Raw genomic sequence first — 22,920 nt, 5'->3', positions numbered from 1 at the left:
TATCCTCCATTTCTATCACGTTATTTAGTTGCTTAAAATGTTGTGAAGTAGCCGTTCCGGTTACGAATCATTCTTCCGATCGCTGTTATTCCCAGATTTCTTTTTTATTCCCTTTTTAAAATGGAGAAATCTGGGAATAAATGCGAACGCTACGCTTCTTCAGAATCGATTTGGCCCCTGCTCTACTTCCGTAAATAATACTTAATTAAATATCTATTTGTTGTGCAGATGAGCTCGCGATGGTATACAATCGTATTGAATTGAGAACTTGAAAGAAGCGGAGCACAGCATGTTAACGATCAAATTAAACGAACACGTCATTCAATGTCATATGGTATATGGTAAACGCAAGAAAGTATCGATCACAATGGATCTGCCCTACATGGTTACCATTAAGGCGCCTAATGGTACGAGCGAAGAGATGATTAAGCAGCTTGTAGAGCAGCACGGTGAGGTTATTTTGAAGAAATCGGCCCTCATGCAGCAGGCCTTGGAAGGACCCCAGGCCAAGGCGTACGAGAAGGAAGGCAAGGGGACATTTTTGCTCTTTGGCAAGGAGCATGCCCTGCATGAATTAATTGAGGTAGAAGGACTTGGGGAAGAGGAGCTGCGGGCGAATCTGAAGAAGTTTTATTTTGCCGAGTGTAAAAGGGTTATTGGTGAACGCATCGGTCGCTATCAACAGGAGCTAAAGGTGAAGCCGAAGACAATAGACATTGTGGAATCAGCCACCAAGTGGGGCAGCTGCAGCTGGGACAAAAAGCTCACGTTCAACTACCGTCTGGCGATGGCACCACTGGAGGTCATTGATTATGTCATCATTCATGAGCTGTGCCACATTCATCATATGAACCATGATCGTTCCTTCTGGCGACGTGTCGGCAGCATCATGCCGGATTACAAAGTGAAGGAAGATTACCTGATGCGCAATGGCCGTGCCATGACGTTGTAAAAATTATATCCGTACCACGGCCCTGCTCGATGCACCCGTGGTGGAAGGAGTCCAAGATGGCTGAGGGTAACCATTATTCTGTACTGGTGGATGAGTATATCTCGGGGTTTACTCCAGATGTACAAGTAAGACTGCAGGCATTGAGACAGATTATTCGCGAGTCTGCACCGAATGCGGAGGAGAAAATCAGCTACCAGATGCCAACGTATGCCTTGCATGGGAATCTGGTTCATTTTGCCGCATACAAGAATCACATTGGATTCTATCCTGCTCCCAGCGGAATCGAGGCATTTCGGAAGGAACTCTCCGTTTACAAAGGAGCCAAGGGTTCAGTACAGTTTCCCCTGGGTCAACCATTGCCGGAAGAACTCATCCGCCGAATCGTTGCATTTCGGGTGAAGGAAAATGTGGAGAAGGCAGTGGAAAAGAAACGAAAGAAGTAGTCAGCGTTGCGTTGGAGGAATAGACTCTTGATATTATGAAGTAGGGGAAGTGGCTATGAATAAAGCTTTGATCGTATTGGATGTACAATATGGAATTACATCGCTCAGGGATGTCAAAGTCCAGGTGGACAAGATTGAAGCGGTGATCGCTGATTTTGAACAGTGGAATGAGCCAATCATTTATATGAAGCATGTGGACTACATTCACGAAGGATCGTCACTCTTTTATAAGAATGCTGCGGGTCTGGAGATTGCGGTGGATACCGGTCGGCATCCAGTCTTGGAGAAGAGCAAACCGAGTGCTTTCAGTAATCCGAAGCTAAAAACTTGGCTCCATGAACATCAGGTTGAGCAAGTGTTTATCGTTGGATTTAATACAGAATATTGCTGCCTGTTTACAGCGATCACCGCCGAACATGAGGGATTCAAAGTTACCTTGATCGAGGACGCAACCGGTACGGTGAACACAGCAGATACATATGAAATGCCGGGATTGGACATTCAAGATTTTGTCGGTTCGATCCTAAACTGGTCCAATTGTATTGAGGTTCTATATGTGGAAGAGTATAAGGTAATGTACCGTATTTAGTGCTCTCTTCATGTGACATCTGAGATTAGAGTATTTTAAAATAAGGGGAGATTATACGTAAAATGCAAAGAGAGCCGTGCTGGTAACACGACTCACCGAGCAATAGCCGCTTTTAAGGGCGGTGGGCTTCAGCATTAGGAAAACAAATAGACCGCTACCTTTTGCGAAGAGGGCGGTCTATTTGTGTGAATTGGACAGAATAGCAACAATCAGAAAACCGAAGGTAAGCATCAGCATAATTGCTTAAAACACTGTCACAAGGCATCCCTCCTTTCGTAACGAGGTAGCCGACCGACCCTATTTAAGCCTAATCTATTGCTACATTGATTAAGCATATTTTGTAAGACCGATTTTCTTCGAAGACGGTCTTTTTTGTGTTTTATTAAAATTTCACAGACACACCTTAGGCTGCACGCGAATTCAGCGATTTTTCAGTTAAAGCCATTATACTGTTTTCGAATCCTGTACTCGAAAAGGAGTTTTGGCATGTCTAAGGTGATCCATAAGACGCTTTATCTCATTCTTGTTTTCTTTGTTGGTTTGTTTATCGTTTCATCTTTGTTTGTGCGGGCGCAGTACAATTATGGCCTCTATGGAGACAATCCCATCATGGGAACACAGCAATGGGGCATTTTCCTTCCGGTAATCATCCTGCTTCTTTTAACGGGTATCGGACTCTACAGGCTCTGCCTGAGATTGAACAAGTACGGTCCGAAAGTAGTCGTTCCGTTGGTTCTGCTGTGTTCCATGGCGATTCAGATCGGAATCATCTTTGTGTTTCCAAGAGTGCCGACCGACGACTCACAGACGGTGGTTTCTCTTGCCATGAGCATGCTCTATGATCAGGATTATTCCTCGTTCGAAACGGGTGGATATCTTCACATGTTTCCGTTTAATTTCTCCATCGTGTTGTATTTAAAAACACTGCTGTACCTGTTCCCGGATAACTATCTGGTGATCAAGCTGTTTAATATTTTATTTTCAACGGTTACAACCTTTATGATTTATCTCATTTATAAGCAGCTGAACCCCAAATCTAAGGAACGGGATTACGGCGTTTTAATTTTTGCAGCGACGTACTTGCCTTCCTTGTTCTTGAACAACCTGATTTACAACGATGTGATTGCAACGGCATTTCTGACATCCTGTTTATACTTTTTGCTTCGGTTTGTGCGTGAAAAATCCTGGAAAGCCATTCTTCTTGCTGCCATTTTTCTCGCGATCGGAAACTACTTCCGCAGTATCGGCGCCATTGTGCTGATTGCCGCAATCTTGTACATCCTGCTGAATATGCGGGGTATCGGCTTCAAGAAGGTGCTGGGCTCCATCGCTGTACTGGCTATTTTGTTTAATGTCCCTGGCTGGACCCAAAATGCCGTGCTGCAATCCACAGGTGTGGCAAGCGAACCGGTCGGTGAGAATTCGGCACCCGTCTATATGTGGCTGAACATGGGAATTAACCTTGAACGATTCGGATTCTGGGACAATATGGAGAGCTACCAAATTTATCAGAGGCAGGCCAATTACAATAAAGCTGATAGCACAGAACTCTTTAAGCAGGAAATTGAATCGAAGCTGTCGGAAGCGAGTGTAAGTGATCTGATCCAAATGTATTATATAAAGATCATATGGACCTGGACCGAAGGGACGTACCAGATGGATCGATACGGAATTGGCAATGAAAGTGCCTCTGGTATGGGGAGAGGAAGAGCAGGCGGAATCGCAGGTTCCTACAGTTATACCAACGGGGTAACGGACTTGTTCCAGGGGGATTCTATCTATCGAACGGCTGTGCTTTGGGTAGTATATGTGATGAATTTTATGATGTACTGTTTTATTTTCGTCCGGTTGGTTCGTGGAATTCGCGCCAAACAATATGATGAAGTCTCGTTGATTCTGGTGATTCTCGGATTTATCGGTTTCTATATCTTATGGGAGATCAAATCACGCTACATCTATCCTGTATATCCGCTGCTTATCGTGTTGTCTTATATGGGATTCAAAGATGTGTATGAGATGATGTTCCATAGAAAACTCGGTTGGGGACGGCCATCCCTGAGAAAAGGGTGATCCTATGCGAAAAAATAACTATTTTACCTCTGTTCTGATCTTACTGATGGGCTGTTCTGTTCTGCTCGCTGCTTGTGATGTGATTACAGCCCAAACCATTACCAATACCGGTTCTGCGCAAGGTATGAATGGTGGTGGGATGATGAACGGTGGCCCTGGTATGAACGGAGGGACATCGAGAGGTGGGGGCACAGGCATGAATGGCCGAACAGGGAGCCCGAGTGAAATGGGTGGCATGATGAATGCCGATCTTACAGGCAGAATTATCTCCATCGACGGGAATACGGTCACTGTGGAATTGCTTGAGTTTCAGGACAACTCATCACAGAACTCCAATAATCAGGGTCAGCAAGGGGGCGCTCCCGGCAGAAGTATGGAGATGAATGAAACCGGAGTTGAAATGAAGTTGAATCTAAATGCGGATATTAGCATCACTGAAGGTATGGCGATGGGAGGACGGGGTAGTACCAGTCCAAACACCAACGGGGCACTCCAGATGTCTGATCTGAAAGAGGGAGATGTTATCATGGTCTGGTACAAGGAGAATACGGAAACGGTGGAACGAATGGCTGTTATCCAGTCCTAATAACGATTGCGTACAGTACTGGGTTGGAGTAATATGGAAATAACTTGATTCCCGAAGGGAGTGAGCGTCATGAAACGACGGGCTAAGATGATGAAATGTGTGACTACAATTAAGGTAATGATGAACTGAATAGATGCGGTAGACAGATGGAGACAGAACGAGGTGAAAGCTGCTTCGGATGGCTATTTGAAGTCTCCCGGGATATAGGGATATAACTGCTCATTTTCTGGTGTTGATGAGGTTTGTTTGCTCATGCATTTCGCAAATGACTCATGCATCACGAAATTTTTAAGCCGCAGGCATAGCCTGCGGCTTTTTGCGCGCAAAAACAGTCGTTCGGAATCTAAATGAGTTCTACATTAAATGGCCGAAAAGGAGAACTGCCCATGCTAAAATTAAAATATTTATTTCACAATAGCGATCTCGCCGAGATGATTTTGAAAAACTGGAGTTATGACCCCGAGTCGCTGGATATGTTCCGGTATTATCGTATATCTTCAAACGCCGTGTATCCGTTCAGGGATCAGGGAGAGATCAGCATGCTTCGCTTTGCCCCAGCCCTGGAAAAAGATAAAACCAATCTCAGTGCTGAACTGGAAGTGCTCAGCTATCTGCATCAGTGCCAATATGGAGCGATGGAAGCAGTGCCTTCTCGTGCAGGAACAGAGCTCTTGGAGGTCCAAACACCCTGGGGCTTGTATTTTGCCTCTGTATTCAAGCGGGTACCCGGTATGCAGCTGAGCAGCACAGATCTGAATGACCAGGTACTCTACAACTATGGTCAGGCACTGGGCAAGCTGCATCATCTGGCTCGTGAATATACGCCGGTGCGGGCGAAACGCTGGAGTTATACCGATGTGCTGGACTGGATGCAGGATATTTTGAGGGGTTTTCCAGATGAGACTGCTGCTGTTCATGAAGTGAAAATGCTCCGTACACATCTGTCGACCTGGCCTGTAACGAAACAAAATTTCGGATTCATTCACTACGATTTTGAGTTGGATAATGTGTTCTATGATGCGGAAAGTCAGTCCTGTTACGCCATTGACTTCGATGATGCCATGTATCATTGGTACGCGATGGATGTGGAGCAGAGTCTGGACAGTTTGCGTGAGGAAACGAAGCCGGAGCAATGGGAGCAGAGGAAGCAAATGTTTATGCAGGGGTACTGGGCGGAAGAAGGAGAACGCTATGATATGGAATCGATGTTTCCTGCTTGCAGGCGCTTTGCCAATCTATACGGGTATGTACGTATACTTCGGTCGGCATCAGAGCATTGGGAGCATGAGCCGGATTGGATGAGCGGTCTGAGATCAAGGCTTGCTGAAAGGATGAACGAAGTGGCACAAGGGTTTGGTCAGGCGATTATTTAATATAAATCCAAAAAAGAGCACAGGCTATTTCCGTAAAAGGAAGTCCTGTGCTCTTTACTTTTTATGTATTGTCATGTTTAGTCCAGACTCAGATCAAAATCAGGCTCACACATATAATCAATCGGATAGAGATCATCTCTGGCTGAGATCAATGCACGAAGGTGAAGATAAAGATTGTTCGGCTGTACCACCACACCATCAACACGGTAAGGAGCAAGTTCGGCTGCGACAAATACATCTTCTGCATCATTACATCTGAAAATGACATTGTTCGGGTTAATTACTTCTTCTGGGTAGCTGTAAGTCATCACGTGAAATGCTTGTCCGCGCCAATTGGTCTTGATCACTTTATAGGACTGGGTCTTCACCAGATCGATATAGCGTTCCAACGGAAAGGTATGTTCAAATTGCGTGATATACCCCTTTTTATCCACATCAATCGTAAATTCCACATCATAGCTCGCGTGAAATTCTTCCTTATAGGTTCCCTTCATGATTTTCATCGCATCAAAATGAGACCCGAAAGCCTGGTCTTCCACATAGGGAATAGCAACAAGCCCAGGATCAACATGATCGGTAATTTGGCTACTGCCTGAGATTCCCTTACTAATCTTTGATGGCTGTAGATCAATCGATCCGATCATTTTTCCAGCATAGGCTGGACTACAGGTTATTCGCATAGTCATCTCCTTTGTTGTTAATCAGTAATTAGACGAAAGAGGCAGGCGAAAGTTTCACTAGAGATAAGGAAAATGTGATAAATACGATACGAGATCACTGGACATATAAAAACACCAGGAATATAGAGATTTGGATAATTTTTATTGATGTAAAAGAATGACATAAACAATTTTGATCTTTTATGATCAAGTTATCGTTAGTTAAATTGAGGGGGTGAGGGAGCGTTGGATGATGAAGAGTTGATTCATGAGATTCGTAAAGGCAGCCGGGCTGCGATGGAAGTATTGGTGAAGCGGCATTATCATTCGATATTTGCTTATGTGTACCGGAAAACGGGAGACTATCACACCGCTTATGATTTAACCCAAGAGGTATTCGTGAAAATGATGAAGTCTCTTGGCGGCTATCGGGAGAACGGGAAATTCAATCACTGGCTGCTGAAAATTGCAGTGAATCATTGCATGGATTATTTTCGGGGACGCGAGTTCAAACAGCAAAACAGAGTTAGTGAGTTAACGGAAGAGGCGCTCCCTGCAAGTGAGCACCAGAATGTGTGGAACATCTTCTATAAACGGCTTCAGAACGACCAGGTCAGGCAGGCGGTAATGAGTTTGCCTGAACAGCAGCGGGACGCAGTCATTCTGAACTATTACAATGGACTGAAGATCAGGGAAGTAGCCGAACTGACGGGAACCAACGAATCGACGGTGAAATCACGCATACGGTTGGGCATAACGAAATTAAAGGAGATCATTGTGGGAGGTGAGCGTGATAAAACGTACAGGAAGCCAAGATAAAAGGAAGCATATTGCTGAATTGGAGATGGAGGAGTACACCGAGATTGCCCCTTATTTAGATGACTATGTGGTTGAGTTTCCATCCGAGATAGAGATCGATCAGACGATCAGGGCACTGGGGGCACACATGCCGGGACAGATGAGCGATCATCTACAACAATCCCCTGGGAGGTCACTAAAAGAATTGTTCCAGCTCGTTTGGGGTGAGGTGATGATTTTCCACAAATCGTACTGGCTGGTATGTGCATTGCTTTTGTTGTGCGGATTCTGGTTGGGAACCCGCAGCACCATAAACCCGTACATGAGTGGGCTTGTACTGGTACCCGTCCCCTTTGTTCTCGGACTGCTGGAAGTATTCAAAGGTCGGGATCTGGGACTGATGGAAATCGAGTTGACCTGTAAAATAACGGCACAGCAGCTGATGCTCACCCGTTTGATCGTCGTGCTCGCGGCAAATATGGCATTTGTGGTGCTTCTTATGCTGGCGGTATCCGGGGGAGCAGGAGGTTCCATTTCATGGGGTGCCATCGGTCTATGGTATACGCAGCTAATAATTGCGGCAGGGGCTAGTTTGTGGCTGGCTATGCGTGTCCGGGGTGGGACAGCTGTTAGTATTTTCTTGGTCGTATGGTTTGGACTCTTATGGCTTGTATTAAGCAATCCACAATTCATTACCCTGGTGCAATCGATTCAGACGCCAGTTCTTATTGCACTCGCATTATGCGGAGTGATTCTGTTGATCAGTCAGATCGGTCAGATGACGCGAAAATATACATCTCAAACGGAAAGAGGTTATTCCTTTGATATTGACCATGGATAACGTATCCAAGAAGTACAGAAACAAGTGGGCTGTAGAATCGTTCTCGCTGGAACTGTCCAGCGGTGGCGTTTACGGTCTGCTCGGTCCGAATGGAGCGGGCAAAACAACATTGCTTCGCATGCTTGTAGACATCTCCAGGCCAACGTCGGGACAAATTATGTTGGATGGACAATCCATTGAACAGATGGGAGACGGTTATCGCGGTTTATTGGGCTATATGCCGCAGCGCTTTGGATTTTATAATCGTTTCAGTGCTCATAAATTTCTCATGTACATGTGTTCGTTGAAAGGGTTGGGTGTGACTCAAGCCGCTGTTCGTGTGCAGGAGACATTACGAATGGTTGATCTGGAACAGCAGGCACAGCATAAAATTCGTACGTTCTCTGGAGGCATGAGGCAGAGGCTCGGAATTGCACAAGCCTTGCTGAATGATCCGCAAATTCTAGTTCTTGACGAACCCACCGCTGGCCTTGACCCCAAGGAACGTATTCGCTTTCGCAACATTATCGGCGAGTTGGGAAGAGACCGGATTGTACTGTTATCGACGCATATTATCTCTGACCTGGAATTCTCGTGTAAGGAAATGATTCTGATGAACGAAGGTCAACTGATCACTCGGAACACGCCGGAAGAAATCATGAACAATATGAGAGGCAGCGTTTGGACGGCAACGTTAACGGAGCAGCAGCTTGCTGAACTTGCCTCTCATTTCAAGATAAGTGGCTTGTCCTATCAGTCTGATGGCATTGTAGCCAGAATCTTGGCGAAAGAACGGCCTGTCCCACAAGCTATACCAGAGCCACCTCGACTTGAAGACGTATATATGCACTATTTTGATGAGGAGGCCACATCGTGATTCGGTTGACCCAGTTCGAATTTATTAAAATGATGACACGTAAAAGCGTTTATCTGGCACTCGCCGGGCTGCTTGTGCTTCTTGTTTTATACGCCTGTCTCGGACATTCCGGGCCATTGAACGGTACATCATATTACAAGCCCTATGAAGGAGCCATTACGGAGGAGAAAGTTCAGGCCGCGAAGGATGAGATGCAAAGCGAGGGTTATAGTGAAGAAGAGAATCAGAATCGATATGGCGTATTTTATGAGATCTCCATATTTTCGCCGGAATCCATAAAAAACTACACCAGATATGATGATAGCGGGAAGGCCATGGAACGAACCGTAACCGTCTCGGAAATTCACTACAATAAACCATGGGGCTATCTGTTGGAATACATTGATCAATTTGGAGTGCTCTTTATGATGATCATGATTCTGCTGGGACTGGCACCCGTATTTGCAGAGGAATATACATTGGGAACGGCAGCATTACTGCGCAGCAGCAAACGTGGGAAAAGCCAAATCGTATCAGCTAAATTGATAGCTTCCATGGGATATGTGATACTATGCGTCATCTTATTTACAAGTGTCAACTTGCTGATTTACTGGTTAAGGTTTGGAAATTTGGGTGGGGCAGGTACACCTATTCAGAGTGTCGGGATGTATTTTCGGGGCTTTGACTATGAGTTCACCCCTTATCGGTTATCGGCAGTTCAGTATTATGGAGTACAGTTTGCCACTCACCTGGCAGGCAGCCTGGTCTTTGGATGCATTGTGTTATGCGTCTCTGCGCTTAGTTCAACGTCGTTTGCAGCCATAGTCATTAATGTTGCGATTGTAGGCGTGCCTTATCTGGCATTTGATGTGTTGAACTTTAACCCGGGATGGGCCAAGTGGATTGAGGACTTTTCATTCAGTACCATGATGCGGGTAACGAGGCTTTTTCAAACTCCGGCTAGCTATTCCATATTTGGGCTGGAGCTGTCCTATTTGAATTTGTATCTGATCATCATGGCTGTAGTTACTATAGTAATTTTATTTGGCACATATCGTACATTCCGCAATCGCGAGGTTTTTTCTTAATAGAAAAATATGAGGGAACATTACGTTATTGCAAAATCAGGTCCGCAGATTCTGCGGGCTTCTTTTTATGTTGTGGAACATGATGTGATATTTCCAATCGTCCTGCTCTTTTGATACAGTAACTGTAGTACAACACAGCGGAGGTATGACGATATGGAACATTCGCTTCAGGAGCTGATGCGCAACGCGCGAGCGGAAGAGAATACCTTTTTGTATATGCTGTATGAAGAAGCGCGTTTGATCAGTTGTTATTCTCAGCTGGTTGATTCCAGGTTAGGTTTGTTCTCCATCGAAATTCCGGCAGCCCAATGGACGGTGTTTGAAGCCGATGAGTTGGCTCCGGAAGCGATACAGCAATTGTGGAAATATATTATGAGCGAGTGGTTCCCTAATACCTCTTACAAGCATGCGGGAATTCCGAAGCTCGAAGTGTACAGGGGTCAAGGTGAACCACCTCAAGTGTGGATACCGGTTAAACCTATTTAGTTCATTAGGAGGGTTCATATGTTATCGAGTAAAGTGATTGAACATTGCCAGAACCAAGGCTGGTGGCATAAAGATGTGCCCAAGGAGTATGAAGAAGCATTACAGAAACTGAATATTGACCTTCAGTCTGATTTTGCACAGTTTTATCTGCATGCAGATGATGGTCCCACCTTTTACAGCAGGCATCAGGAGATTTATCAGATCTGCTGGGTTATGGAAAACACCGTGTATTTGGAAGATATGACGGTGGCTCAGCTCACGCTGGGATTGCCTGAAGCTTACATACCGCTGGACAGCTTCGAAGGGGAAGGCGGATTCTTTTATAATCGGCAGACTGGAGAAGTGGTTCTGGTGGAGCTTGGTGAGTCGATCGAACGCTTCCTGCGCGGCGAGAGCAGCCCGCAATGGCCTGATTTTAATACATTTCTGGAATGGTATTTTCAACTGGAGGAGGAGAAGGCATCATGAAAGAATTGAAGCCTGAACATCCCGAATTGGAGCAACAGATTATTGAAACGGTTGAGGCAGGCAACGTTCTGGACGAAACGCAGCAGCATGAACAGGCACTGATCTATTATGATCAGGCATGGGGAATGCTGCCAGAGCCGAAGACGGACTGGGAAATAGCCAGCTGGATTGCTTCCTGTCATGCGAATGCACATATGGACTTGGGGCAGTATGCGCTGGCGAAGCCCTGGGCGGAAATATCACTGCAAACCCGTGGGTCGGATATCGATTCGGGTCCGCTCATTGAGCTAGGTACCATCTGCATGAGACTGGAACAGCATGATGAGGCGTATTCTTACCTTCATCGCGCCTATGAGTACGGCAAGGAACGCTCATTTCAAGGCTGCCCGCCTGACGTGCTGCACTATTACAAGGAACAGAAGATGAAGCGTGAACGAAACTGATTCTACTGGATCACAAAAAGAAAAGGGTACCCTGTCTGCCAAATCATTATTGGCTTTGGGTTACCCTTCTTTTATTTTTCAAGATCATATGATCTTTCACTGGCTTAATTTTTCGCCCCATAAGGGAAAAATTCTTCTACAAGATCCTGTGGTGATATCGACACAAAGACGTGATCCAGCTCGGTTTTACTGGCAAAATCCATGATGTCCCCGGTGTAATACCTCGGATCAATCACGTAAATCTCGGACACAACAGTGGACAGGAAGGAGATCATTGGCACGGCGAGCGAGTCCTTGATGAACATGACTTTCAGTCCGTCCGGATTGTCCTTGTTCACGACATGAACAATCCCCTGATTCCCGTACAGGTACGTGAAATACTTATCTGCGGTCAGATCATAGGTAGCTCCTTGCACATTGAGCGGATACGTGGTGAGCAGCGCATCCTCGAAGCGCCCGTTCAGTGCAGCTTCCGTCTCGCCTGTCTTGAAGTAGAACGAATAGTTCGTCTTGAATTTCGGGTAGATCAGATCGAAATCATCTGCACCCGCGAAGTATTTACCGGCTTTGCGGCCCTGAGATCCGATAAAGATATCTTCATATGGAATCACATTGTAGTTATGGATATCCGTATAATAATGATCCGGGTCCAACGGCTTGGCGTACATGCCATCCAGATGATTCACGAGCTGGCCGAAGGCCCAGAACGCCGTCTTGATTTTCCAGTGATGGTCCGTTGTAAAAAAGAGATCCTTCGCCGGAATGCCGCTCTCCAGCAAGCCTTCACGCAGGTCAAGTGTATCGATCCCATCCTGCTCCAGATTGGCAAGAAAGCCGTCGGCAGTCTCGTTGTTATAGTTGTACGGAATGCCTTCCGGGAAGGTAGTATATCCACGTACGTATTTGTCTGGAGTCATGACGTAGGTCAGCTTGGTTTGAGGAGCCAGATGCGCTCCAAGCGCAGCAACCCGGTCGGACAAGTCTTTCGTATACGTTGGACCGTTGGCAAAATAGGTATAGTGCAGCTTGCCCTCCATGTCTTTCACGACCTCGAAGTTGTTCTCCTCACTTTTCCACATGAGGGACTGCAAGTATCCATAGGCTTCCACGAAGCCGAACTTTTCGAAGACATGTTCATTAATGTCCGCATCCAGCTGGTGGATCAGTCCTTTGGTTTCAGAAATATCGTAATCTCTGGATGTCAGCGTTTGTTTGATTGGTCCGAAGGACTGAATCATATTTAGAACAGAGAGCGTCACCAGCACGAGAATGAAGAGGAAAGCGGTGATTCTCTTTTTGCCAAGAAAGTTATGCATGCTTGTGTGCCTTCTCTCAGAAATTAAAATAGATAAACGGATTGTACGTACCCTTGACCAGATACGATACACAGACCAGGAACAATAGAATGATTGTCAGCGGATAAACCAGCTCCAGCGGTTTGCGGAAACGGGCGCCATCGACCATCAATTTGTTCATCCGGGTGGCGATCGGCATGCAGAACAGAATGCCCAGAATGAAGAAGAATGCATATTCCTTGAGGAACATCCAGGTTGTATCACTCCAGAACCCATTGCCGTACAATCCAAACATATTGCCCAGATAGTGACCCGCCTGCAGGAGATCCGGTGAACGGAAGATGACCCAGCCGATGACGACAATAAACATGGCATAGAGATGCCTTAGCGGGATGAAGCGTGTTCCTTTGTCAAAGTTGAAGATCTTCTCCAGCGCGATGAACGCAAAGTTAATTAATCCCCACACCACAAATGTCCACTCCGCACCATGCCATACGCCGGTAAGTCCCCAGACGACCAACAGGTTGCGAATCATTTTATCTTTGTTGGTGACACGGGAACCGCCCAGCGGGAAGTATACATATTCCTTGAACCAGGTACCGAGCGAGATATGCCAGCGGCGCCAGAATTCGGTGATGGATCTGGAGATGTACGGATATCTAAAGTTCTCTTCAAACTTGAAGCCGAACATCAATGCCAGACCAATGGCCATATCGGAATACCCCGAGAAGTCAAAATAAATCTGCAGTGTATAGGCAATCGCCCCAAGCCACGCCAAACTGGAGGACACTTCGGATGTGCCTCCCATGCTGAAGATATGATCGGCGACGATGGCCATGCTATTGGATAGCAGCACCTTTTTGCCCAAGCCCACAATGAACCTGCAGCAGCCTACCGCGAACTTGTCCCAGCTCTCTTTGCGATTCACCATCTGATCCGCAATCGTGTTGTACCGCAGAATCGGTCCGGCAACGAGCTGAGGAAAGAAGGAGATATACAATGCAACGTAAAAGAGATTTTTCTGAACAGCACCGTGTCCACGATAAACGTCAATCACGTAGGAAATGCCGTGGAAGGTGAAGAATGAGATGCCCAGTGGCAGGGCGATGTTCGGAATGCTGAGTCCGAAGCCCGTATTTTCGTTCACGATGCGCAGCGCAAAGGCCAGGTATTTGAACACAAACAGCATGCCGAGGTTGACGATCAACATCATCGTAATGATGGTGTAGGCTGCATTGCGCCGTTCCCTGAACTTGTCCACAAGCAGAGCAAAGATATAGTTGAAACAGATCGAGGCCAGCATGATCAGGACGAACCAGGGTTCACCCCAAGCATAGAAGAACAGACTGGCGACTAGAAGCAGCATGTTTTTGAGCGTAACCGAGAATTTCAGTACGTAATAGAGCCCCAGAACAAGCGGGAGAAAGTAAAATAAAAAGACTACACTGGAAAAGAGCACTGCCTTTCCTCCTTGAGGATCATTTAAGAATGCAGCATGTGTCCAGGCTAAAGAAAGACAGGCGGTACCTGCATCCAGGGATGTGGTCCAGCCTGCCGGAGTTCAGCCTTACATGCTGAATGGACGTCTCGCCCGGCGCTGAGCACGGCGGGCACGCCTTTTTTGGGCACGAGGTGTGTTCCTGCCCTTCCGCCACAGCCAGTAGGCAGCAAGCGTAATGATTCCGGCTGCCGTCACGACAATGCGGATAAGCCATTCCACCCATGGCTTCATTAGCGGATTGGAGGGGGTTAACACCTTGGTTACCTGATCAGGAGACGGAATGGAGCGCTTCGTTCCATCCTTCTCCTGAACATTCATGGCCGTAGAATTGTCCAAGATAACAGGATAAGCCAGGTTCCATTTTCCGTCCACGATTGCATGTATGGTCAGACTTTCAGGTTGAACGGCAGTCTGAAGCGTAAGCAAACCATCAGGTGTAATGGTTGCTCCCTGCACAGGGCTGTCCAACCGAAATGAAACGTTCTGTACCTCTTTGCTTGATGAAGATCGTACGTCGTATTGCGCAATGGATTCACCGACTTCCGGCCTTACCATCCGCTCGTCTCCCGTAATCTGAAGTGTGGTTAAGTCATTCTCCACAGCGGCTTGCTTTTGGGATACAGGCTTGATGTTTCCGACCCGGAAGTTCAGTTTGGCATTCTCGGTGGTCGTCGTCGAGATGCCCCAACCGGTGATTTTGCCCAGCTTCACCTGGCCAGTCGTCTTGGCCTTGTCCTGAACCATCAGACTGGAAAAGGGGATGCGGATCTGTCCGACAAATCCCGGCTCCAGTTGGATCAGACCTGCAACCGGATGAACCAAGGCAGCTTCCTTGGTCGCCTTGGGAATCACAATGACATTCCGATCGTCCGATACCGTAACAGAACTCTGATCTGCTCGGGTAAATACGACATTTAAGGGTAAAGTCTGATCCGATTCATTGCGGATGGAGAAGGTCATTGCACCGTACCTGGACCAATCTCTGTTCCGCAATTCATAGACGTAGGCGGAATAATAGCCTTTTTTGAGTCCCTGCGTAGAGGTGCTGATCTGCAGGCTTCCGGTTTTGTCGACCCTGGCGTTCACTTGGGTCCCATTATTCCATTCACGGATGGTATTCCCGCTCAGATGAAGCTGTTTGGCTTGAACAGCCTGCACCGGAAGCAGGCTCCATAACACGGCGAGACTGGCGATAAGTATCCGTTTTTTCCACTTCTTGATCATGTGTTGCTTGCCTCCGCTCTATAAATAAGCCATCTCGTTGAGTTCATCATCCGAGAAGTGTTTGTCTTTCGCTGTGACGTTTGGACGGCCAGGTTGCCGCTGCTCACTGTTCCACTGTGTAAGCAAAGCCTCTAGTGCCTCCATTTGATGGTTGCGTGCAATGTCCCCGATGTTGGTTACCCGGTAGAGATTGCCGCGTTTGTTGCGCAAGGACTGCACCCATATACACTCCAGCGTCAGGTCCTCGGCAAGAGAAAGGTTCATCTCATAAGCCAGATCATGGCGGGACGTCTCCAGCAGAACATATTCATAGTTAAAATCGAGCAGGGTAACTGCTCCATGCGTGGATGTGTTCACCGTACGGTTCAGCCCAATACGTGCCAGCTTCCGGTTGGACAAGAACTCACTCTGCCCCCGGCGTACAAAATTCAGGCGAATGTCCTCAAACGTGCTAATATCCTTGTCCAGCTTCTGGGGAAGCGTAGGCTCGCGGTCATAGATCATGTGAAGCAGCTGACGCTGCTGCTCTTCTGTAATGTCCTTGATGATAAAAGCATACTTCCAGCGATTGCCGATGGATGCCACGTGAGCGACCTTGCCTGTAAACTCACTCGTATATCGATCGTTAACTAGCCTGATGCTGACCTCAACATCGCTTGGAATGTATTTCGGCTTATCCAGCATCACGGATATTCCGCCTTCCGACAGATCATGCGTAAGGCAGGAGATCGTCTCCCCTTCGGTCGTAATCATGCAGTCCACAGAAGCGAGTGAACGCTCGTGGTTGCGGAATACTTTGCGCCCGGCGAGGAAGAAGATGGACATCATGATGTTGTAGAAGTTGATCAACAGCCAGTACAGCACCACAAGGAAACCAATCGTGCCCTGACTGAACGTCCAGTGAATGCAGTTTACAATACCAATGATGGACAGCACGGCCAGGATCAGATGGGGAATCATCTGTTTGATCTGGTAGTTCCGGTCATCATTTTGCGCACCATCTTTGCGGGTCACGACGAATTTGTTCATTGTGATGCCAAGCGTCTCCAGAATGACGGCTGGCAGCAGGGACGGGAACAGAATGGTTTCATAGACATTGGTCCATTTGGTGGTTCGAATATTGCCTGACAGCATGCGCAGACAGGTATTGGTCAGTAAATACATCGGCAGCCAAAATATCAAAATTTCAAGTATCGTACATTTCACGACAAGAATGCCGAAGACGGCAAACAGAATGGGTGACATGATATACAGCAATCTCTTCAGTCCAGAATACCAGTAGGTAATCGAAGAGATATAGTTTAATTTCTGAGCAAAACTTAAGCCTCTCTTGAACAGCAGATTCATCTTCTTGCCTGTCTGGATACAACCGCGTGCCCAGCGCTGACGCTGCTTGATCAGGCTCTTCAGATCGCCTGGGGCAAGTCCGGATGCGAGTACCTTGTTGGTTGCGAAGCAGCGATACCCTTTGCTCTGCATTTCAATGCCTGTTGCAAAGTCCTCTGTAATGGAACCTGTATAGAAGCCGCCTACGTCTTCCAGTGCCTGTCTGGAGAGAACGGTATTGGTCCCGCCGTAGATCACGGAATTGGATTTGTTGCGTCCCACCTGTACGTCACGGTAGAAATAATCCTGCTCATTCGGAATCCGGTTCTCGGAGTAGAGATTGTACTGGAATTGATCGGGATTGTAGAAACTTTGCGGTGTCTGCACGAAACCGATCTTTTCTCCTGTCAGAAAATACGGAACACAGGACGTCAGAAAATCATGCTTCGGAATCATGTCGGCATCAAAGGTGACGATCAGGGGGGAAGAAGTATGTTTCATGGCGTTGTTCAGATTACCAGCCTTGGCGTGTTTGTGTTCTGACCGGGTCAGGTAGTTGATGCCCAGATGGGCGGCCAGCTCCCGCATCTCGGGACGATTGGAATCGTCACACAAATGAATATGTACTTTGGAACGGTCCGGATAATCCATATTGAGACAGCCGTTAATCGTTTTGAAGAGAAGGGATGTTGGTTCATTGTAGGTCGCAATAAAGACATCCACATCCGGGTATAATGCCTTGTCTACCACCGGAAGCTCGGGATACTCAAGCCGGGTCATATTATAAAAGTGGACGGCCAGTTCAAACATGCCGATGAGTTCGACAATAAGGAGGGCAAGACCGGCGGTCACGGCGAGAGGGCCATGGCCGAAAGGAATCGTGAAGAACGTACGCCAAATGACGTAAATACAAGACATGATCACCGTAGCCGTGACCAAAATCTTGTTGCGTGTACTTAAATAATTCAATGGAATACCTCTCTCTGATGTTTCTGAAATAAATCTGCACTAAAAAAATTAAGATGTGCTCATTGTACTAAAGCATTCTGAACAAATTCTGAAAAAAACCGTAGGACCCACCCCGTGTAAGGCACGATAAAACACGATTTATACCTCTGATTATGTCGTATATTGATAATTATTGTAGTTATTTGTCGAATAATGCGCAATGAATTTTTACTTCTTATATAAAGTTATAAGGGAAACAAGTAGGCAGAAGAGAAGGTGGTTGGACGATATAAGGAGGTTTTTTTGGCAACAAAAAAAGCGAGCAAGGGCGCTCACTTTTTTTCATCGATCTGACCACAGGTGGTGTATGTCCCATTCCACTAATCAGAGATATTGCGTGTGTAATACTCAATAATATCCTTACGGCGGATAATGCCAAGAAAGACGCGGTCCACGTCCACAACAGGCACGAAATTCTGGTCCGCTGCAAGTGTCAGCATATCCTCCATTTCTGCTTTGATGAAGACGCATTCATTATATACCCGGTTGCTAATCTCATGCACCTGAACCTGATCCATGTTATCAAAAGTCAGTCCGGGGGTGCTCCGCATTTTCCATAACAAATCGCCTTCGGACAGGGTAGCAACATATTTTCCGTCCTGGTCAATCACGGGAATGGCGGTATAATGCTGTGCTTCAAGCTGTTCGAGCGCTTCCTTCATGGAAGCGGAGGACTTGATATAAGCCACTTCGTCTTTGGGGAGTAAAAAATAGCTGATTTCCATCATCGGGCTCCTTTGCCTGTAATTTCACTCTCCTTATTTAAACATATTATGTGAGCATTCGGCTATTTTTAATGATAAATTCGTCAGATTTGTTCCATTGTTTTAGGGGCTCTGGAAATCTATAGTATATATTAGAGGTGATCTGACCATGAAAAAGTCAAAACGCAAAATCATATATGGACTGCTCCCCCTTCTGTTTGCTGGCGGAATTGGGGCATATTTATACATGCAGAGCAGCAAAGCAGAGGAAGCGAAGCCAGAGGCAACCGTAGATCAATACATAGAGCATTTGCAGAAGCAGGAATTTGATCAGCTGTATACGTTGATGACGCCTGCTTCACTGGATGAGTCCGGCATGGACCGGGAACAGTTTATCGAAAAGTATAGTGCCATCTATTCGGGTATGGAGGTATCGGCGATCAAGGCAGAAGTGAAACCGAAGGTGTCTGAGGCGACGGCAGATAGCAGTGCAGCAGAAAACAAGGGCAGCGGAGAGCAGAACACAGCCAAGCCGGAACAGAATCCGGATGCCTATGAAGTGGATTACAATCTTCAGTTAACGACCTTCCTAGGAGAAGTGAACGAGACACAGACACTGAAGCTTGTCCGGCAGGAAACGGAAGACGGCAGCAAAGTGTGGCGAATTAACTGGCAGCCTTCGATGATCCTGAGCGACATGATTAAAGGAAGCAAAGTCAGAGTAAGGACACTCTTGCCGGAACGCGGAGATATTGTGGATCGGGATGGTCTGCCGCTTGCTACCAAGGGCACAGTGAACGAGTGGGGCATTGTGCCCGAGAAGCTTGGTGACAATCCGGAGGCCATGATTGTGCAAGTTGCGAAGCATTACAAGGTATCAGAAGATGTCATCAATAATGCCTTGTCGCAAAAATGGGTGAAGCCGGAGTATTTTGTTCCCATTGGTTCAACAGAGGAGTCTGACATCCCTGAACAATTCAGTGGAGTAAAGTTACAGTCCAAGGAAATCCGCTACTATCCGCTTGGTGAATCGGCTGCACATCTGATTGGCTATGTGCGCAAGGTCACTCAGGAAGATCTGGAGAAGGATACGGAAGGATATTACCGTGCTGAAGATTGGATCGGAAGAGCGGGACTGGAGCAGTCGCTGGAGAAGCAGCTCCGCGGCGAGCGCGGGGGCGTAATTGAGATCACGGACGAAGCTGGAAAAGTCCTCTCGGAACTCATCCGCAAGGATGCGGTAAACGGTCAAAAAATACAGTTAACCATCAGCGCGGAAACGCAGTCGGAACTGTATAAGGCGTTATCGAGTGGCGGAGATGCCGGAGCGGCAGTGCTCATGAATCCGACCGATGGCAACCTGCTGGCTCTGGCAAGTGCACCCGCCTACAATCCGAACAAGATGGTTACCGGACTCACTCAAGCGGAGTGGGATGCGTATTCTGCGGATGAACAGCTTCCATTTATCAATCGATTCACTAATCGGTATGCACCCGGTTCAACATTCAAAGCGATTACAGCAGCAGCGGGATTAATGGAGAAGGTCACAACAGCGGATAAAACCCATGATATATCCGGTTTGCAGTGGCGCAAAGATGAGAGCTGGGGAGGTTACTACGTCAAGCGAGTGAAGAGTCTAACCCCGGTAAATATGGTTGATGCACTTGTCTATTCGGATAACATTTATTTTGCCCAAGAGGCTCTGGAGATGGGCAGCAAACGGTTTATTGAGGGCATACAGAAGTTTGGTTTTGGAGATAACCTTGGCCTGGACGAATTATATTTGAAGCCGAGCCAGTATGCCAACGAAGCGAATTTGGACCTGGCTTCCGAGGTGCTTCTTGCAGACACATCCTATGGGCAGGGAGAAATGCTGATGTCGCCGATTCATCTGGCGTCGTCATTCACTCCTTTTATTAATGAAGGAAAAATGGTGAAGCCTGTTCTGATCGAGGGAAAGGAAACCTCCGAGCCAGAGGTTATCATCACCCCGGATGCTGCGAATACGGTTAAGGATGCACTCGGCCAGGTTGTTTCCCGTTCAGGAGGAACGGCTCATGCGTTGAACTCGCTTCCGGGGGATTTGGCAGCCAAGACGGGAACAGCGGAGCTGAAGGCGAAAAAGGGTGAACAGGGACTGGAGAACGGATTTGTCGTCGTGTTCGATACACAAACGCCCAGCTTCCTGATCTCGGCGGTCATTGAAGGCGTGAACGGCCGGGGGGGCAGCCACTATGTGGTGGATAAGCTCAAGCCTTTCCTGAAGCAGCTGGAATCTACTCCGTAAAACCTTTTCATTGACAGGCCCTGTGCGGAATGTTATTTTGTGGTAGAATCTACTCTATTGGATTGAGGTGGTCGATGGTGGCTGTTCGCGCCAAGCAGATTTTTGTCAATTTGCCCGTTAAGGATTTGAAGAAGTCGGTGGAGTTTTTTACCAAAGTAGGATTTGAGTTCAATGCGAATTTTACAGACGAGTCTGCTACCTGCATGATCATTGGGGAAAATATTTATGCCATGCTGCTGGTGGAGGAACGGTTTCAATCCTTTATTAACAAGGAAATCTCGAATGCGGCGAATACGGCAGAAGTGATTGTAGCCTTATCGGTGGATAGCCGCGAAGAAGTGGATACCATCGTACAAGCTGCCCTGGATGCAGGCGGCAAGCCGTACAATGATCCGCAGGATCATGGATTCATGTATGGATGGAGTTTTCAGGATCCCGATGATCACCTCTGGGAAGTTTCCTATATGGACCTCAGCAGCTTTCCGGCTCAAGAGTAGAGTAGAACATGAATTAATAGCCAGCACCTTCCTACTATATAGTAGGGAGGTTTTTTGTCCTATTTATATAAAATCGAAAGGCACAATTTATATCCAGATAACATATGGTGTATTTTACCTTTTTGCTATATGATAAATGTCGATTCGTGTAAAAACAGCAAACATACATACGTTCTTTTTGATGGAGGGATCAAGGTGTATTGTCACGTATGTGGGACCAAAAGCAGTCCAGGGGACAGCACATGCAGAAAGTGTAGAACGAAACTAAAAGATGCAAGCTCTACAGAGGAACAGATCTGGGCCGAAACGGCAGTTGGTCTGGAAACGGGAACGGGAGACACAGCCCATTCGTTATCGAGGCAGCAGCAACCTGCGCCTATGCCGAACAACAAAAGGCCGGGCCGAGCCTTCAGCTGGATCATCCCACTGCTGCTGGCAGCGGTGATGGGTGCTCTACTGACGTATTACTACAACCAGGAGAGCAGTGTGAATGCAGAGGTGCCCTCACTGCATCAACAGGCCGAAAAGGCTGCACTGGACGGGAAATATACAGAAGCCCTTCAGCTGCTGGACGCAGCCATTGCCAAACGACCGAATTACCATGCGCTGGTGCAGGATCGTCAAATTACGGCAAAAGCCTTCAATCTGATGAATCAGTTAAACGAGGCTGCTGCAAGTCTGAAGACAGGCAAACTGTCCGCAGGGGATAAAACGATTCAAGCGGTTGCGAAAGAACTGAAAGAGCGAGAGGAACCCGTTTTTGCCAAGGTACGCACGGCGTTAAATAATAGGAAGGTTACACTTGCCGTACTGAAGGTGAAGAAAGAAATTGATAGTTTGACAACGGTGGAGGCCCTGGCCGAGAAACTGGATACGGTGTCGAAGCTGAAAGGCAGCGAAGCACAGGCCGTTCAGAAACAAATTACCGACAAGTTGGCGGGCATTAGTTACAAACAAGCCGAGCAGCAAGTGAAGAAAAAAGATTTTGCCGCTGCGCTGTTAACCGTAGACCAGGGGCTGTCCTATGCGCCGGAGGATAACAAACTGACAGCATATCGTGAGCGTGTGCTGAGTGAGAAAAAAGCGTTTGAGAAAGCGGAAGCTGAACGAATCCAACTGGCTGAGCAGCAAGCCGCGGAAGAAGATTTGAAAAACCGGACGGCTGCCGTAAGCGTCGTGAACGTGGATGCAGCACTCGATAACTACGGTGACCTGTACATCAGTGGTTCAATCGTGAACAATGCGACGAGACCGATCTCATCCGTTACGATTATGGTCGATATCTATGGAACAGATGGCACCTATCTGGGGCAGACCTATGTCGATGTATATCCAAGCTGGCTGGAAGTTGGCGAAGAAGGCTTTTTTGAAACCTACTATTATGGTGTGTACGAGGAAGCGCAAGTTTCTGTTGTGAATGCAACGTGGTATCTGGAATAGGAGGACA

General features: G+C 47.1%; 22 protein-coding genes and 1 pseudogene. 16 read left to right on the top strand and 7 right to left on the bottom strand.

The genetic code is table 11. The features are described from left to right. Positions 1-289 precede the first annotated feature (289 nt). Genes HP552_RS23235 through HP552_RS23225 form a run of 3 tightly spaced genes read left to right on the top strand, consistent with a single transcriptional unit; the run spans position 290 to position 1,984 of the window. On the top strand, positions 290-952 hold the full coding sequence (locus tag HP552_RS23235) for a M48 family metallopeptidase (RefSeq protein ID WP_175397766.1): 663 nt from the start codon (positions 290-292) through the stop codon (positions 950-952). Positions 953-1,008: 56 nt separating this feature from the next. Beyond that, positions 1,009-1,395 (top strand): iron chaperone, encoded by a 387-nt coding sequence (locus HP552_RS23230; protein WP_175397765.1) that lies wholly within the window; start codon positions 1,009-1,011, stop codon positions 1,393-1,395. A 55-nt stretch (positions 1,396-1,450) separates the two neighbouring features. Next, a complete protein-coding gene (locus tag HP552_RS23225; RefSeq protein ID WP_175397764.1) occupies positions 1,451-1,984 on the top strand; it encodes an isochorismatase family protein in 534 nt (177 codons plus the stop codon). Between the two features lie 177 nt (positions 1,985-2,161). Here the strand turns inward: HP552_RS23225 and HP552_RS35820 are convergent. Beyond that, positions 2,162-2,227 (bottom strand): annotated as a pseudogene (locus HP552_RS35820) (putative holin-like toxin); the annotation flags it as partial. Positions 2,228-2,470: 243 nt separating this feature from the next. Between HP552_RS35820 and HP552_RS23220 the strand changes: the two are divergent. The 3 genes from HP552_RS23220 (at position 2,471) to HP552_RS23210 (ending at position 6,013) form a co-directional block, all read left to right on the top strand. Then, positions 2,471-4,054, top strand: coding sequence for a glycosyltransferase family 39 protein (locus tag HP552_RS23220; protein WP_175397763.1), 1,584 nt, complete (start codon positions 2,471-2,473; stop codon positions 4,052-4,054). A gap of 4 nt (positions 4,055-4,058) precedes the next feature. Next, entirely contained in the window at positions 4,059-4,640 is a 582-nt protein-coding gene (locus HP552_RS23215; protein WP_175397762.1) for a hypothetical protein, read from the top strand. Between the two features lie 386 nt (positions 4,641-5,026). Next, positions 5,027-6,013, top strand: a complete 987-nt coding sequence (locus tag HP552_RS23210) for a phosphotransferase enzyme family protein (protein WP_175397761.1) — start codon at positions 5,027-5,029, stop codon at positions 6,011-6,013. Between the two features lie 77 nt (positions 6,014-6,090). On the opposite strand, the gene HP552_RS23205 is transcribed toward HP552_RS23210, so the two are convergent. Further along, complete coding sequence (locus HP552_RS23205) at positions 6,091-6,693, bottom strand: hypothetical protein (RefSeq protein WP_175397760.1); 603 nt, start codon at positions 6,691-6,693, stop codon at positions 6,091-6,093. Between the two features lie 225 nt (positions 6,694-6,918). Between HP552_RS23205 and HP552_RS23200 the strand changes: the two genes are divergently transcribed. The 7 genes from HP552_RS23200 (at position 6,919) to HP552_RS23170 (ending at position 11,631) form a co-directional block, all read left to right on the top strand. Beyond that, positions 6,919-7,491, top strand: coding sequence for an RNA polymerase sigma factor (locus HP552_RS23200; protein WP_246311018.1), 573 nt, complete (start codon positions 6,919-6,921; stop codon positions 7,489-7,491). Continuing rightward, on the top strand, positions 7,463-8,311 hold the full coding sequence (locus HP552_RS23195) for a hypothetical protein (protein WP_175397759.1): 849 nt from the start codon (positions 7,463-7,465) through the stop codon (positions 8,309-8,311). The genes HP552_RS23200 and HP552_RS23195 overlap by 29 nt, the downstream gene beginning before the upstream one ends. Next, complete coding sequence (locus tag HP552_RS23190) at positions 8,292-9,167, top strand: ABC transporter ATP-binding protein (protein WP_175397758.1); 876 nt, start codon at positions 8,292-8,294, stop codon at positions 9,165-9,167. Before HP552_RS23195 ends, HP552_RS23190 begins: the two co-directional genes overlap by 20 nt. Next, a complete protein-coding gene (locus tag HP552_RS23185; protein ID WP_175397757.1) occupies positions 9,164-10,234 on the top strand; it encodes an ABC-2 transporter permease in 1,071 nt (356 codons plus the stop codon). Before HP552_RS23190 ends, HP552_RS23185 begins: the two co-directional genes overlap by 4 nt. Before the next feature lie 153 nt (positions 10,235-10,387). Continuing rightward, a complete protein-coding gene (locus tag HP552_RS23180) occupies positions 10,388-10,720 on the top strand; it encodes a GyrI-like domain-containing protein (protein WP_175397756.1) in 333 nt (110 codons plus the stop codon). Positions 10,721-10,738: 18 nt separating this feature from the next. Continuing rightward, on the top strand, positions 10,739-11,188 hold the full coding sequence (locus HP552_RS23175) for an SMI1/KNR4 family protein (RefSeq protein ID WP_175397755.1): 450 nt from the start codon (positions 10,739-10,741) through the stop codon (positions 11,186-11,188). Continuing rightward, positions 11,185-11,631, top strand: coding sequence for a hypothetical protein (locus HP552_RS23170; protein WP_175397754.1), 447 nt, complete (start codon positions 11,185-11,187; stop codon positions 11,629-11,631). The genes HP552_RS23175 and HP552_RS23170 overlap by 4 nt, the downstream gene beginning before the upstream one ends. Before the next feature lie 104 nt (positions 11,632-11,735). Here the strand turns inward: HP552_RS23170 and HP552_RS23165 are convergent, their stop codons facing one another. The 5 genes from HP552_RS23165 to HP552_RS23145 form a co-directional block, all read right to left on the bottom strand. After that, the gene (locus HP552_RS23165) at positions 11,736-12,947 is read right to left on the bottom strand and encodes an alginate O-acetyltransferase AlgX-related protein (RefSeq protein WP_175397753.1); all 1,212 of its coding nucleotides are present in this window, start codon (positions 12,945-12,947) and stop codon (positions 11,736-11,738) included. 16 nt (positions 12,948-12,963) lie between these two features. After that, positions 12,964-14,385: an MBOAT family O-acyltransferase gene (locus tag HP552_RS23160; protein ID WP_175397752.1), complete on the bottom strand. Its 1,422-nt coding sequence runs from the start codon at positions 14,383-14,385 to the stop codon at positions 12,964-12,966. Between the two features lie 108 nt (positions 14,386-14,493). Beyond that, positions 14,494-15,651 (bottom strand): hypothetical protein, encoded by a 1,158-nt coding sequence (locus HP552_RS23155; RefSeq protein ID WP_175397751.1) that lies wholly within the window; start codon positions 15,649-15,651, stop codon positions 14,494-14,496. 18 nt (positions 15,652-15,669) lie between these two features. After that, positions 15,670-17,946, bottom strand: coding sequence for a glycosyltransferase (locus HP552_RS23150; RefSeq protein WP_175397750.1), 2,277 nt, complete (start codon positions 17,944-17,946; stop codon positions 15,670-15,672). Between the two features lie 359 nt (positions 17,947-18,305). Further along, complete coding sequence (locus HP552_RS23145; RefSeq protein WP_095288594.1) at positions 18,306-18,710, bottom strand: CBS domain-containing protein; 405 nt, start codon at positions 18,708-18,710, stop codon at positions 18,306-18,308. Between the two features lie 148 nt (positions 18,711-18,858). On the opposite strand from HP552_RS23145, the gene pbp4 reads away from it, so the two are divergent. The 3 genes from pbp4 (at position 18,859) to HP552_RS35645 (ending at position 22,913) form a co-directional block, all read left to right on the top strand. Beyond that, positions 18,859-20,976: a penicillin-binding protein PBP4(5) gene (pbp4, locus tag HP552_RS23140; RefSeq protein ID WP_175397749.1), complete on the top strand. Its 2,118-nt coding sequence runs from the start codon at positions 18,859-18,861 to the stop codon at positions 20,974-20,976. A gap of 77 nt (positions 20,977-21,053) precedes the next feature. Then, on the top strand, positions 21,054-21,473 hold the full coding sequence (locus HP552_RS23135; RefSeq protein WP_175397811.1) for a VOC family protein: 420 nt from the start codon (positions 21,054-21,056) through the stop codon (positions 21,471-21,473). Positions 21,474-21,668: 195 nt separating this feature from the next. Next, complete coding sequence (locus tag HP552_RS35645) at positions 21,669-22,913, top strand: FxLYD domain-containing protein (RefSeq protein WP_175397748.1); 1,245 nt, start codon at positions 21,669-21,671, stop codon at positions 22,911-22,913. Positions 22,914-22,920: the final 7 nt, after the last annotated feature.

The organism is Paenibacillus xylanilyticus (assembly GCF_013359935.1).
Taxonomy (GTDB): domain Bacteria; phylum Bacillota; class Bacilli; order Paenibacillales; family Paenibacillaceae; genus Paenibacillus; species Paenibacillus xylanilyticus.
The sequence above is the reverse complement of the archived record's forward strand: the minus strand, read 5'-3'. Positions and strand labels throughout refer to the sequence as shown.